This is a genomic window from Mucilaginibacter sp. SG564 (assembly GCF_013149275.1).
Taxonomy (GTDB): Bacteria; Bacteroidota; Bacteroidia; order Sphingobacteriales; family Sphingobacteriaceae; genus Mucilaginibacter.
This window is the reverse complement of the sequence record NZ_JABGNA010000008.1, coordinates 33,464-48,932: the sequence shown is the minus strand read 5'-3', so window position 1 is coordinate 48,932 and position 15,469 is coordinate 33,464. Positions and strand designations below refer to the sequence as shown.

General features: G+C 41.7%; 4 protein-coding genes. 1 reads left to right on the top strand and 3 read right to left on the bottom strand.

Features of this window, described 5'->3' with window-relative positions:
* Nucleotides 1-255: 255 nt before the first annotated feature.
* Nucleotides 256-864, top strand: coding sequence for an alpha-ketoglutarate-dependent dioxygenase AlkB (locus FHW89_RS18635; RefSeq protein WP_172336566.1), 609 nt, complete (start codon nucleotides 256-258; stop codon nucleotides 862-864).
* 214 nt (nucleotides 865-1,078) lie between these two features.
* Here the strand turns inward: FHW89_RS18635 and FHW89_RS18630 are convergent, their stop codons facing one another.
* From FHW89_RS18630 to FHW89_RS18620, 3 genes are read right to left on the bottom strand one after another with little or no spacing between them, the layout of a single operon-like run.
* The gene (locus tag FHW89_RS18630) at nucleotides 1,079-10,531 is read right to left on the bottom strand and encodes a non-ribosomal peptide synthetase (RefSeq protein WP_172336565.1); all 9,453 of its coding nucleotides are present in this window, start codon (nucleotides 10,529-10,531) and stop codon (nucleotides 1,079-1,081) included.
* 37 nt (nucleotides 10,532-10,568) lie between these two features.
* Entirely contained in the window at nucleotides 10,569-14,396 is a 3,828-nt protein-coding gene (locus FHW89_RS18625) for a condensation domain-containing protein (protein WP_172336564.1), read from the bottom strand.
* Nucleotides 14,393-15,469 carry an HAD family hydrolase gene (locus FHW89_RS18620; RefSeq protein ID WP_216650623.1) on the bottom strand — a complete coding sequence of 359 codons (1,077 nt, stop codon included), beginning with the start codon at nucleotides 15,467-15,469 and terminating at the stop codon, nucleotides 14,393-14,395. The genes FHW89_RS18625 and FHW89_RS18620 overlap by 4 nt, the downstream gene beginning before the upstream one ends.

The following is a 15,469-nucleotide window of genomic DNA, read 5'->3' as shown; positions in this document are numbered from 1 at the left end:
GAAAACTTTTATATTTGTTTTATGAATGCCCGGATTACCCGAAAACGACAGCCTGATCAGTCGGTCATGCCCTTTTCGAATATGCCATGTGTCAATACGATCCTGATGTATCATTTATATATGACTTATGACAATGGTTCCTGGGTAGAATTTATTAGAGAAACAGGCTCACCAGGCCTTATGATAACCATGGATTGATCGTCAAAGAACGCAGATAGCAATCCGGCAAATCTATTTAATACAGTATGGGGTTTTATGGAACAGTTGAGTTTTTTTACTGAGGCAGGTCAGAGTAAGGGGCTGCCTGATGAATTATTGGAATACAGGGCAGGGTTTATTGATCCGATCGCCAGCGACGAACTGCTGCAAAAGTTCATTACGGAAATACCCTGGAAGCAAAGTAGGCAAAAAATGTGGGATAAGGAGTATCTCACACCTAGGTTAACTTCCTGGCATGGGGATGTAGGTACTGATTATTCGGTATCAGGGAGAATTTCCAATCCCAATCCCTGGACACCGGAGCTCCGTTATATTAAATCATTAGTCGAACCATTAGCTGGCATTCAGTTTAACAGTGTGTTGTTAAATTATTATCGCGATGGTAATGATTCCGTAGCCTGGCATAGCGACCGGGAAAGCGTTTTAGGAAAGCATCCTATTATTGCCTCCGTAAGTTTCGGGCAGGTGCGCAGCTTTGACATCCGAAACAAGACAGATCATGCCGAGCATTATTCCGTAAGGCTGGAGCATGGCTCTTTCCTGCTGATGAAAGCCGGTTTACAGGAACAATGGGAACATCGTATCGCTAAATCAATTAAACCAATGAAGGCACGCATCAATTTAACTTTTAGAGTAGTGATCTGAGATCTTAATTATATTTACCGTATGAACGAACTGCTTAACAGAAAGAGCCTCTGCGCATATATTCCCCTAATTGTCGGTATCTTATAATCTTAAATTATTTCACTGTTACGTATTCGTAACGCATTTGATCTTGCATCACCATGGTTATGTACAAAGGGTTGTAAAGCGACCTGATTATCCCAAACCAGGGAGCAGGCCACTGTTATTTTTCTGCTCAATATTTATACTCTAACCGAACCAACTGCATTATTTCCTGAAGATGTGCTGCATTGGCAGATACATAGTCGGGGTTCAACATTACAGGGTGCGCTCCTTTACCCTGATAAATTAAATAACCATTATGAGTACTGTCTTCCCAGTTCCTGTTTTTGGAGGCGGTATCAAGCGTTTCCTCACACTTGACCTGATGGATCCGTGTGTTGATCAATCCTTCATCCATTTTATCGTTCATGAATTTCGAATAATTAAACATTTTGTCCAGCGCTCTTTCCCGAATCGTTTTAAGATATTCTCCATCTATCCCAAACATCGACAGATCAATATTCTGCATTTGCAGATCGGCTGAACTTTTCAGTTCCTCATCTGTTTTATTATCCGCATCCCATCGTTTATAGCTATCAATTAAAATCAGGTCTGATACTTCCAGTTCTTTTGTTTCCAGGTATTTAGCTACTTCAAAAGCAAAATTACCGCCTACGGAATAACCCAGTAAAACAAAAGGTTGATTGGGCTGCAGTTCATTCATTATTTGAAGATATTGTTCCATTCTGTCGTCGCGTTCTATAAAATGAAAACAGCATAGCGTATAGTCTGGCAGGTAGTCTGCAAGAACAGTATATAAAAAAGAATACCCAATAAATGGCGGGAAGCAAAAGATAATCTGTTGGCATCCAGGGTTTATTACAGAATAAGGCAATTCCTCTTCCATTTTGTCGAGAGCTTCGCTTACCCGGATGTGTTCCGCCAGTTCTTTTACAGAGGCATATTTAAAAGCAGTTGCCAGGGGAAGATCAATATTTAATTCCCGTTTAACCTTGTTTAATACCTGGATCAGTTTAATAGAATTGCCACCCAGTTCAAAAAAATTATCAGATACTCCGATACGATCCACATTTAAAACGTCTTCCCAAATGCTTACCAGGCTTTTTTGAATAGCGCCAATCGCCTCTTCATAGATGCGTACGGGCATAAATTGATTTGGGGCCAATGACTCTAATGCTTTTCTATCTATCTTACCGCTGCTTGTAAGAGGTATAGCAGGCAGATGAATACAAAAGTCGGGTATCATATAATTGGGCAGGTAGTTGGCAAGGAAAGCCTTTAATTCTGCGTTATGATGCTCTTTGTCGGCATTATAGAAAACAACCAGTTGCTTTTCCCTGTTGGCTTCGGTCAAAATAGCGGCTGCCATTTTAACTCCCTCCAATTTGAGTAAGGTATTTTCAATCTCACCTAACTCAACACGATAGCCTCTTAATTTTACCTGGTTATCCATCCGTCCTATATACTCGATACGGCCATCCGGTAACCACCGGCCCAGATCTCCTGTTTTATAAATCCGATCAGCCGAAAACCGCGGATCCCTGAAAAACTTTTCAGCAGTTAGCCCTTCATTATTAAAATAACCCCGCCCAACACCCGGGCCCGAAATGCATATCTCTCCCGGGATATTTATGGGTTGCAGATTGCCATGTGGGCTTAAAATGAGGATCTGTTCGTCGACCAAAGGTTTACCAATGGTGATCCTATCGTTTATTATTTCTGCCGCGGTGCTCCAGATACAGGTTTCTGTAGGACCGTAAACATTGAATATCCGGGTTTTATCAAAGTTTTTCAGCGTTTGGAATAGCTCCATAGGCATAGCCTCGCCGCCAATTAACAAAGTTTTAATGCCCGATATAAATCCAGTCCCGAGGGTATGCTGCAAGAGTAAAAAACGGGAAGGAGTTAATTGTAACACATTTATTTGCTGCTGTTTGATCAGGTGGCCTATCTTTTCAAAATCGTTAACCTCCATATCATCTGCAAGCACCACGCTTACCCCTGCAAGCAAGCTGCATAATATTTCCAGTACAGCAATATCAAAAGTGATATTGGTAACAGCCAGAATTTTATCACCAGGTATTATCCCGAAAACGGGTTCAAGATTTTGTGTAAACGAAACCACATTGCCTTGTTCTATCATCACTCCTTTTGGAGCGCCCGTTGAACCCGAAGTATAGGTTATATAAGCCAGATCCGAAGAGGTGATCGCAACATCGTTGATCTGAAAATGACCTGCCTCTACTTTTTCTTTAAGAGTGTTAAATACGGGTATATCATAATCCGATTGCTGATCAGTAACGATCAAACTGCACTCACTGTTATCAAGGATATAATTGATGCGTTGTTGCGGAAAAAATGGGTCAATTGGAATATAAGCGCCCCCTGCTTTTAGTATGGCCAGCAAGGTTACCGGCAGGTTTAATGTCCGTTGTAACATAACGGCCACTTTGCTGCCTGCTTTTATGGTATAAGTATTTTGCAAATGAGCGGCTAATGCCGAAGCCCGCTGATCCAGTTCTTCAAATGTTAAATGCTCATTAGCTGTTTCTATGGCAATGCGTGTTTTATATCGCAATACCTGATCACTCCACAAGCCATGAATGGTTTGGGGTGTACTTTTACCGGCGATGCCGCCGAATTGGGTTAATACCCGTGTCTCTTGTTGATCAGGCAAACGAATCTGCTGTAAAGGAATTTCCGGGTTTACTAAAACCTGATTTATAATATTGATAAAGTGTACGGCCAATCGCTGTATATGGGCTGCGGTAAACAAGGCGGTATTATAATTAATCAGGAACCGGATATTTTCCTGTAGTTGAATAGTTTCAAATGTAAGATCAAATTTGGCAACGGCAACATTTAACGGATAAGCACTAAACTTTAATTCCTGCTCTTCGGGCTCTGGTTTAGGGCCCATAAATAAAAACATGGTATCAAATAATGGGTTGCGGCTGGTGTCTCTTTTCAATTGAAGAGATTCAACCAGCTCCTCAAATGGATAATCCTGGTTTTCATAGGCAGCCAGCGCATTTTCTTTTACATCGTTAAGGAATGTTTCAAATTTTTTTTCGGCTTCAGGGTAATTTCTGAGTGCCAATGTGTTTACAAACATACCCATCAGTGGTTCCAGATCGGCATGGGTACGACCCGCTACCGGAGAACCAACAATGATATCTTCCTGCGAGGTATATTTTGAAAGCAGAATATTATATACCGCAAGCATAAACATATTAAGGGTAACCTTTTTTTCGCTGATAAAAGCAGATATGCGCCCTACGGTATTGATATCAAGGTCAAACTGATAGTTCCTTCCTTCAAAGGTTTGAACTAATGGACGGGGGAAATCAGCAGGCAGATCCAACTGAGGCAGGGCACCTTCAAATTGCTTCTTCCAGAAATGTTTTTGTTGTTCAATAGCAGCGGTATTAAAAAATGATTGCTGCCAAGCTGCATAGTCTTTATATTGTATAATAAGTTCAGGAAATTGGTGGCCATAATATATCTGCCATAATTCGCTGAAAAAGATATCTAATGAAACCCCATCAGCAATAATATGGTGCATATCAAACATCACCAGATGTCTGTCGTCAGATACTTTAACTACCTGCGCCCGGAATAAGGGAGCCTGGTCAAGCTCAAATTTCCTGATGAAGCTTTTGACCAATTCTTCAGCATCTTCTTCAATACCTTGCATATACTTTAACCGAAAAACAATCTCGTCATGCACAATTTGCACCGGTTCATCATTCACCATACGGAATGAGGTTCTTAAAGTTTCGTGCCTGTTTACTAGGATTTGAAAACTATGTTCCAGTTTTTGCACATTAAGGTCACCCTCAACCCAAAATGCGGCGTACATGTTATAGCTTGTTTCAGCTCCCTGAAAATGGCTCATCACAAAGATCCTTTTCTGGGCTGATGAAAGAGGGTAATGTGGCTGTTTGGCTATTGGGTTAATCGAAATGAACCGTAAGCCCGATGCGCTGCTTAGATATCCAGCCAACGTTTTTACTGTGGGGTTATTGAAAACATCTTTTAAGGAAACCTCTATATGAAATGCCTTTTGTATCCGTGAAACCAGTACCAGCGCCTTTAAGGAATGTCCGCCTGATTCAAAGAAATTTTGAGTTATGCCCATTTCATCTACTTCCAGCACATCTTTCCATATCTTCAATAGTGCTTCTTCCATTTCACTTTCGGGGGCAACCATAGCTGCATCTGTAACTGATGCAATTGGCTGTGGCAATGCCTTTTTATCGATTTTGCCGTTATTGGTGAGCGAAAAGCGATCCATTTGGATCAAATAGGCCGGTATCATGAATGAAGGCAACCGGGCTGTTAAAAATGCTTTTAGCTCAACAACATTAATGGATTGGGGGGATGTAAAATAAGCTGCTAAAGCTTGGGTTCCGGACTTACTTTCTATAACAGCGGTTACTGCTTCTTTGATGTCCGGGTGATCAAGCAGTATGACTTCTATTTCGCCCGGTTCTATGCGGTAGCCGTTAATTTTCAGCTGTTCATCCTTGCGTCCATAAAAGATCATATTACCATCGGGCTGCCACTTGCCCATATCCCCGGATCTGTATATCCGTTCATTTGAAAGCGAGGCTACGGTACAGAATTTTTGGTCAGTGAGTTCCGGCTGATTCGAATAACCGGTAGCCAGGCCTGCACCAGCAATACATATCTCGCCCATGATGCCCGGTGGGCAAAGCTGGTTGTCATTATCCAGCAGATAGATCCTGGTATTATCAATAGGTTTACCGATAGGTACCGTTGTAAATGGATCTTGCGGATCAAATGGATAGATCATACAGCCCACTGTGGCTTCGGTTGGCCCGTATTCGTTAAAGAGGGTGATTTCACCGCCGAACTTTTGATAGATATCTGCAGATATCCGGCTATCCAGAGTCTCGCCGCCCACTATCAATGCTCTGAGCCTGTTATTAGGTTGCCTGGGAAAAGGTTCTATATTGTTCAGGATATTTAAATGCGCGGGGGTGAGTTTTATAACATCAACCCGGTTATCGGCAATGACCTTTTCAATCAGTAAGCCTTCTTCCCCCCCGTTGTAAATCACAATTTCATTACCGGTGCTCAAGGGCATAAATATCGAGGTTAAGGTAAGATCAAATGAAAGGGAAGTAAACAAAGGCATAGCGCCAGGTTGTCCTTTCAGATAATATGAATTGGCCCAGCTGATATAGTTTACGATGGAACCATGGTCAATCATAACGCCTTTGGGTTTTCCGGTTGATCCAGAGGTGTAGATGATATAGGCATGGTCATTTGCAGAAACCTTAGGCAATTCAGGATTTTTACTGATCAGTTTTGTATTTGGATCTATTATCCTGATTTGTTTTTTTGCGATCAGTGCGGCTACAGGTTCGGTAATATCCGTGGTTTGCAAAAGATAAGCGCAGGCAGTGTCTTCCAGCACAAAAGCTATACGTTCAAGTGGATAGTTGGGATCAACCGGTAAGTACACGCCACCGGCCTTTAATATGGCCAGTAGGTTAATGATCAATTGCTCATTTCGTGTTGCAAGCACGGCAACCACGTCTCCTTTTTGTAAACCGCTGTTTATTAAAATAACGGCCAACTCATTTGATTTTTTATTTAACTCCGTATATGAGGAGGTATAACCATTACAAGAAACGGCGATAGCATCTGGTACTATGGCAGCCTGTTCTTCAAACATTTGATGAATGGTATGGTAGGTAACCGCCTTTTGCGTGTTGTTAATTGCAGATAACAGATGCTTTTGGTCACTGTTATCCATTAAACAAATGCTGCCAATAGATTTTCCGGGCGACTGGACTGCTTCTGTTAAAATATGAAGATAATGCCTGCCCATTTGTTCGATGGTTGATCTTTTAAACAGGTCTTTGGAAAAGTTAAAAGCCACTATCAATTCGTCACCGGCTTCCTGTACCTCTACGGAAAGATCAAACTTGGCGCCGCTATTATTGATATTTAGGGCCTTTACAATAAATCCGGGCATTTGTAGTTCCTCCAAGCCAATGTTCTGATAGGCAAACAGGGTATCAAAAAGGGGATTTCGGTTAGGCGTTCTTTCTGCCTCAATACTTTCTATTATTTCCTCCAAAGGATATAACTGATTATCCAGGGCCTTAAAAAAGCTGTCTTTAAGCTGAAGCAATAAATCAGCGAATGACCATTCCGGCTCTAACTGGTTTCTTATCGGAAGGGGGTTCACAAACATGCCAATGATGCTATCAAGATCAGGATGTACGCGTCCGGCAACGGGTGTGCCCACTATTATATTCTTTTGTCCGGAATATTTATACAGCAGTATTTTATACGCGGCAAAAGTTAGCAGAAAAAGCGTGCTTGCCTGGTCATTAGCCGTTTTTCGCAAAGTAGATACCTTGACTTTATCAATAGTAAAGAAAACATTTTCCCCATCAAACGTTGGTTCGTTTGGCCGCGGATAGTCGGAAGGAAATTCGGCAGATTTCTGCTTGTCGGCAAAAGTATTAAGCCAGTAATTTTTTTGCTGTTCAAAGGCCGATGTTTTCCGGTACTGGTCAAGCCAGTATGCGTAATCTTTATATTGAATTTTTAATGGCGACAACGATTGTCCTCGGTGCACATTAGCAAATTCAGTTAAAAACAAGCCTATGGACATGCCATCGGATATGATATGGTGCATATCCATAAGCAGAACGAACTCGTCAACCGCTTTCTGTATAAAAAATACCCTTAACAGTGGCGCATGGCTCAAATCAAAGTGACGGATCAGATTGAGTATCTGCCGCTCAGGATTGTTATCAACGGCTTGTATGACTGATAGTTCAAACGGAACTTCTTTGTATATTTCCTGAACAACAACCCCATCAATAACCGTAAAGCTGGTTCTGAATGCTTCCTGGTGTTCGATGATCTCTTTAAAAACTTTTTCAAGCTTGTTTACATCAACAGTACCCTTAAACTCGAATGCCAGGGGCATATTGTAATTGGTTACTTCTTTATTTAAAAGATAACTCAGGTATAATCTTCTTTGAGCCGATGAGGCAGGATAGCGATCTGACACCGGAGCCTGATGGATCTGAAATTGAACCGATCTTTCTGCTTTTTCAATATATGCGGCGAGGCGTTTGATGGACCCACAGGTAAATATTTGCCTGAAGGGAACTTCTACATGAAACTCCTGCAGAATAATGGAAATAAGCCTGGCCACTTTCAAGGAATGACCACCTAATTCAAAAAAGTTTTCATGCACACCAATTCGGCGAACATTTAACAGTTCTTGCCATATGGATACCAGTTTCTCTTCTGTCTCGTTGGAGGATAAGTCATGGGCCCCAATAACTTTTTCCACACTTTCCGGGCGGGGTAGTTTTCTCCTGTCGGTTTTTCCATTGGCGGTAACGGGAATCTGTTCAATGGCCACAAACCGGGGAGGCACCATATACTCGGGTAACAGTTTTGATAAATAACTTCGAAGTTCGGATGTCGCGACTTCTGATAATGGCACAAAATAGGCGCATAAATATTTGCTTCCCATCTCATCGTCAAAGGCGCATACAACAGCTTCTTTTATTTGGGGATGGTTTACCAGAACAGATTCTATTTCGCCAAGTTCTACCCGATAGCCGCGTATCTTGACCTGGTTATCTTTTCGGCCAATAAAAATGATATTGCCTTCCGGCGTCCATTTAGCTAAATCGCCGGTTTTAAACATTTTTTCGCCCTTGTGAAAAGGATCATCTATAAATTTGAGCGTATTTAATTCACTGTTATTTAGATAACCGTGCGATACGCCATCCCCTGCAACACACACCTCCCCCGGTACCCCTGCCGGAAGGGGTTCAAGGGCATTATTCAATATGTATATCCGGTAATTGGGAATGGGAGTTCCGATAGAAACATTTTCACCTACAGGGATTTGTGGTTTATAATTTAATGCGCTGCAGATAACGGTTGTTTCTGTTGGCCCGTAGGCATTAACAATATCAATGTCCTTTATTAATGTACAGTAATCATAAAGCAAAGTATCCTTAATGGCTTCAACGCCAACAAATAATTTATTGAGTTTAATTGCAGAACCAAAGGGCTTTAAATCACGATGAAGATCTTTTAATAATACAGGAGGTACATAAGCAAACGTAATGTTTTCCTGTACAATAAAAGTGGCCAGTTTGGTGGTATCAAAAAGATATTCCGTATCCAGGATAACCAGTGTTGATCCGCTTGTTAAGGCCATATAGATCTCGCCCACGCTTGCGTCAAAGGCAATATTGGCCAGGGCAAGGCAGCGGTCATTTGTATTAAAGCCGGTGGCATATAAGTTTTTGAATGCCAGCACCAGGTTAACAAAGCCCTTGTGCAAAATAGTAATGCCTTTCGGCCTGCCGGTTGAGCCTGATGTGTAGATGATGTACGCCCGATCGTCGGGCGTATTTTTTATACTAAAATCAGCAACAGCTGTTGAGCCGGCTATATCATCCAACAGAATGATCTTATTTGCATGATCGACAAATAACTGGGGTTTTGAGGCCAGCACGTCTTTGGTGGTCAGGATGGTTTGAGCGGAGCTATCTTTCAAAATATAATCAATGCGTTCATCGGGAATATCTGCATCAATAGGTAAATAAGCAGCACCCGCTTTTAACACACCCAGCATTCCGGTGATCATATGTTCCGACCGGTTGCAGATCAATGCTACTACGTTATTGGTTTGAATGCCGTTGTCCCTTAATAGCTTGGCCAGCTGTAATGACCGTGATTGCAATCCTTGATAGGATATCTCAGTTCCGTTGAACCGAATTGCTGTTTGCTCCGGATTTTGCAATACCTGTTTTTCAAACATTTCTATAACAGACATATCCCTCTCTGCAAATTCGACCTCGGTACTATTGAACGTTTTTAGAATATTTCGCCTTTCATCTGTAGATAAAAGCGGAACTACGGCTATTTCTTCTGTGGGATTGTTGGCTATAAAAAACACAATATGCATCAGATGATTGCCCAGTTGGGAAATAAACCAATCAGCATAATTACCAGTGTATCCGATCTTTATTTCAAATGATTCGCCCGTTTTGTCAATAGCAAAGGAAAGCCTTGATTGTTCTTCAAATTCATTTTTACCGGTAAAAGGGATATAAGTAAACGAACAATTAAACAATGAAGATGTTGAGCCGTTATTGATGCTGAATTTTTCTTTGAACTTTTCAAAGGGATATATTTTATGATGGTTGGCTTCTTTTAGTTCCTTTTGTAAAGTAGAAAGTAAATGCCTGATATCGGCCTTTGCATCAATGTTCGTCTCTAAAAACAACGGGGCTATTATCGCTGACTCACCTGCCAATACAGGCGCCGGGCTTGCTATCAGCACATGTGCAGCATCTGTATATTGATGAATAAGAATATTTAATGCAGCAAGTAAAAACACATAGATTCCGGCATCCTTATCGTTACTTATTTTTTTTAAGATAGCAGCTGTTTCCCCGGGAAGTATGAACGACTGAAAATGTCTGGCCTGAGTGGAGCCAAGCATTGTTGTAGCTGCAATTTCTGAAGGTTCATATCGTCCGGTTTTTTCCAGCCAATAATCAATTGCAATTTTATGTTGGAGGGCGTTATCGTTATTCATTTCGGTAGATGGCGTTAGGGGGCTTTTTTAAATTCATTTAAAAATTGAACGAAATATCCAGATCATCAGGCTCGCTAACCATATCAGCGGCTATTTTAACAGATAGTTCATCAATTGTTTTATCAGGGCCTGCAAAAACACTATGCAATAAGGCGATGAATCTTTCTTTCATCAGCAAAATACTTTCTGCCTCAAACAGCGCAGTGTTATATTCAATTTTTACGGGCCAATTGTCTCTGCTTTCATTGATTTCCATCAGCAGATCAAATTGCGCTATCCCGGTATTGATGGGGTGGTCGGTGATGGTTACCTTATCCAGTCTGATCTCTGGTGAAGCAATATTCTGAAGTACGAACATCACATCGAATAATGAATTTCGTGAAGGGTCTTTTTTCAGGTTCAGTTTCTCAACCAATAAAACAAAAGGATAATCCTGATGCTCATACGCATTTAATGCGCCGGTTTTTACCTCATCCAGAAACTGTACAAATGTTTTTTCTTTGGCCGGGTTATTTCTTAATACCAGGGTATTTACAAACATGCCTACAACATTGTCCAGGCCATTATGTGAGCGGCCGGCAATAGGCGAACCTACCACAATATCTTCCTGATACGTGTATTTATATAGCAGGATATTATAAACCGCCAGTAAAAACATAAATGGCGTTACACCTGCTGCGGACGACATGGTCTGGATGTTTTTTACCTCATCGGCAGAAAGTTCGAAAAGTAATTTATCACCGTTAAAGGATTGGGTAGCTGGCCGGGGTTTGTCGGTTTGTAATTCTAATACTGGCACTCCTGTAGCAAACTGTTGCAGCCAAAACTGCTCATGCTGCCGCATAAAACCGTTTGCAAATAATTCCTGCTGCCATACCACAAAATCCTTGTATTGGATCTTCAATTCCGGGAGTTCCTCATGGTGATAAAGCTTCACCAATTCAGAGGTGATAACGGCGGATGAAACACCATCTGAAATAATGTGATGAATATCCAGCAGCAATAAATACTTGTTGGGTTTAATGGTTAACAGACCGACCCGAAGCAAGGGCGCTTGTGTCAGATCAAATGGTTGAAGAAACGCTTTGAATGCTTCATTCAGATCTCCGCTGCCCGTGACCGTTTGTATAGAGAAGGTAACTTCCTGATGCACCATTTGTACAGGCTGGGCATTTTCCTCGTGAAAGCTGGTTCGCATGCTTTCGTGTCGGCTGATCAATGTACGGAAAGCATTTTCTAATCGATCCACATCAAGTTGGCCTTCGAGCATCAGCGCAGTTGGCAAATTATAGGCCGTTGTATCCTCACTCATCTGGGCTATCAGCCATAAGCGTAGTTGTGCTTCGGATAAAGGATAATAAGCCTGTACAGGGGCGGGTTGTATTTCCTGATAAGACGCCTTTTGCGTACCATTAGCTATGAGCTCTTCTACACCCTTGGCCAGGCTCTTTACAGTAGCAAAAGTGAAAATATCTTTAAATACCAGCTTAATTCCAAACTCTTTTTCAATGATGGAAATAACTTTAGTTGCCATTAAAGAATGGCCACCCAGTTTAAAGAAATCGTCATCCAGGGAAAGCTCTTCCAGTTTTAAGGCATCTATCCAGATAGCTGCAATCCGTTTCTCCATAGCCGACCATCCCTCGTGAATAACAGCCTGATTTTTCTGGATGTTGATGGTGGTTTCAGGTTCTGTTTCAGAAATATGTTTTGGCACATCAAGAGAATCAAAATTTTCCGGTTTTAAAGGTTCTTTTAACCAACACCTTATTTTTTCAAAATGATAAGAAGGCAAGGCCACTTTCTTGCTATTTGATGGAGTGTAAAAGGTAGTCCAGTTGATAGGGAATTGCAATAAATACAGCGCTTGTATGATTTCGAGCGGGGAGTTTTCCAGATGAATAACGGAGTAAAGAAATTCTTTATCCGGATAATTTAACTGAAGCAAACCTCCCGATAAAGCACCTATTGGACCTAATTCAACAAATGCTACTTTACCGTCCTCTGTCTCCCTTTCAACCAGACTGATGAGTCTTTTATCCATGTCATTGGCCAGCGGTTCATCATCAGTGCATTGTTTGATGGCATCTTCCAGCGATAGTTCATTCAAAATGGTTGCTACTACCAGATCCCCTGTTCCAATGCCTAACAAATTCTCGGTGGTTATTCCCATTTTTTCTAAAAACCGGAACAATGCATATTGAAGTACAAACCGGTTGATAGCAGCATTTGCGACGGTGTAGTGTACTGCACATTCCTTAATGTATCTATTTAATTCGGGATGATTGTTTGACAGGGTTGTTAAAAGCAGATCACTTATGATAGAGTCACCGGAGAATATAAAGATCAATTTTTTTAGCGGTTTGGCCGTGATGATTTCCGGCCGCGTTTTAATTTTTCGGACTAATTCTTCCCGTGAAGAAGCAAGTATAGAAACGCGGTGTTGATAATGTTTGCGCCCCGTATTCAGCGTATAACTGATATCGGCTAAAGCCTTATCCTCATTTTGGATCATATATTTTGAAAAGGCTTCCAGATAAGTATTTAAACTACTGGCCGACTTTGCCGAGAAATTGAAAAGAAGCTCTCCGGGAAGATTATTTTTTAAATGAATAGCTGGTGCCTCCTCTAACAATACATGACAATTGGTTCCGCTAAGGCCGAAGGAACTTACACCCACTTTTCTCGGAAATGGAGCATCCCAGGTTTTATAGCCGGTATTAATATAGGTAACCGAGTTTTTAAAATCGATAAATGGGTTGGGTTTTTCAAAATGAACCGAGGGATATAGTTCCTGATATTGAAGGGATAATACCGCCTTGATTAAACCAGAAATACCGGCGGCTCCACCGGTATGCCCAATATTGCTTTTAATAGAAGATACTGCACAAAAATGTTTGTTGCCGGTAATGCCTTTGAATGCCTGGTCTATCCCGGCAATTTCAATGGGATCGCCCAATTTGGTACCACTACCATGGGCTTCTATATAGGTGATCGTAGCCGGATCGACCTTGCTTTTTTTCCATGCTTTTTGAATAACCTCGGCCTGGGCCTGGCTGCTGGGAGCAGTCAAACTTCCGGATAGCTGCGCATCCTGGTTCACTGCTGATCCTTTGATAACGGCATAAATAATATCATTATCTATCAGTGCTTTATCAAGCGGTTTTAATAACACACAACCTACAGCTTCGCCCGCTCCGGAGCCATCTGCATCAGCCGAAAAGCTCCTGGTTTTACCATCGGCCGACATGATTCCCAGATCAACAGTTCCGTTTTTTTCATCAGGGAATAAAATAAACCGTACACCGCATGCCAAAGCATAATCTGCATCGCCCATAAAAAGCTCATTGCAAGCCATGTGCACAGCCACCAGAGAGGATGAACAGGCCGTATCCACCATGGCAGCACTGCCTCTTAAATTAAAGAAACGGGATATCCTGCCTGCGGTAGTGGCGCTGGTTGTTCCGGTTACCAATGTGGGATCAAAGCGCTCAGCCAGTTGATAATAGTCCTGTACAGTGTCTCCTATGAACACAGCGGTTTCCGAGCCATTAAAAAAGTCAATATCATAACCGGCACTTTCCATGGCTTCATAAACAACCTCCATCAGTATGCGCTGGTGTGGGTCCATATTTTCAGCTTCGCCTTTAGAGATATTGAAAAACTTATGATCGAATTTATCTATATCTTCTATAAAGCCAATTCCCATAAACGCTTTGTTTAAAGCGAGGGAGGTAGCCGATTTTCTTTCAAAAGAGATCAGCCGTACGCTGTCCTTCCCCTGAATCAGATTTTGCCGAAACTCAGTTAAATTATTGGCTTCCGGAAACCTTCCTGAAATGCCTATGATCGCGATATCTTTCATTTTCCTATGGTAACTTTTATATACTCGGGGTATGCGATAAAATCAGTTAAAGGATGCACCAACAGCACACCACCATTCTCCAGCTTTCCCGCTTCTGCAAATCCTGCAAACTTGTAGGTAACGTACATCAGCCGGTTCCTGTCGGTTGGTAAAAACTCAGCGTGTAATTTTTTTTCGTTTTCTTTAGCCAGGTTCATGATGTAGTTTAACAATACACCACCTACGCCCCTTGACATTACCCTGCACGACATCAGTAGTAATTTCAACGTCCATATATCATTTTCACAGGCTACCATGGCTACGCCTATTTTGCCGTATGAGCCATATTTGTCTGTCAGTTCGGCCACAAAAAGATGATGATTTGCCGACTTGATCAATTGCTCCAGTTCGTCATAGGTATAGGCATAACCCGTGGCATTTAACTGATTGGTGCGCAGGGTGAGCTCCTCCACTCTCCGCAAGTCGTTTATTGATGCCGGTTGGATCAGAAAATCAAGCTGTAAGGATTCTAAAAACTGCCGATTGTTACCAATCTCCTGCTCTTCCTGGTTACGGATATCATCATCCTGATACATTTTACGACGCAAGGCCGATTCTTCAGTGATAAAACGAGGTTTAAACATCTCAGGAATGTTATCGATTTGATCAATGTCAAGGCAGGTAACCTGATCATAAACAAAGGATACTTCATCTCTTTCAAAAGGCTGGTCGTCTATAAATGCAATGGCATCCATGCCGATGTTCAGCTTTTCTTTTATTTTACCGATCGCATTTGATTTTAAGCCCCAGCCAATTTGCGGATACAAAAAGTACTCCCTGATACCGAAGCTTTCCAGCATATGAATAGCATCCTCAGGGTTGTTTTTACTGGCGATGGAATTGATGATGCCCCAGCTATCCAATGTTTTAATGATATCAACAATGCCCTGGCGCAATTCAAGCCGGTCGCCTTCCAAAAGAATGCCATGCCATATGGTATGGTCAAGATCCCATACCACGCATTTGATCACCTTCTTTTTCGGTGTTTTTTTTAATTCGGCTACTTCGCTTTTCATAATTGTTTTTTCATCCAT

Bases quoted from the DNA above. Each gene is read 5' to 3' on its own strand.
- FHW89_RS18635 (WP_172336566.1), top strand. From the start codon at position 256: ATGGAACAGTTGAGTTTTTTTACTGAGGCAGGTCAGAGTAAGGGGCTG.
- FHW89_RS18630 (WP_172336565.1), bottom strand. From the start codon at position 10,531: ATGAATAACGATAACGCCCTCCAACATAAAATTGCAATTGATTATTGG.
- FHW89_RS18625 (WP_172336564.1), bottom strand. From the start codon at position 14,396: ATGAAAGATATCGCGATCATAGGCATTTCAGGAAGGTTTCCGGAAGCC.
- FHW89_RS18620 (WP_216650623.1), bottom strand. From the start codon at position 15,469: ATGGATGAAAAAACAATTATGAAAAGCGAAGTAGCCGAATTAAAAAAA.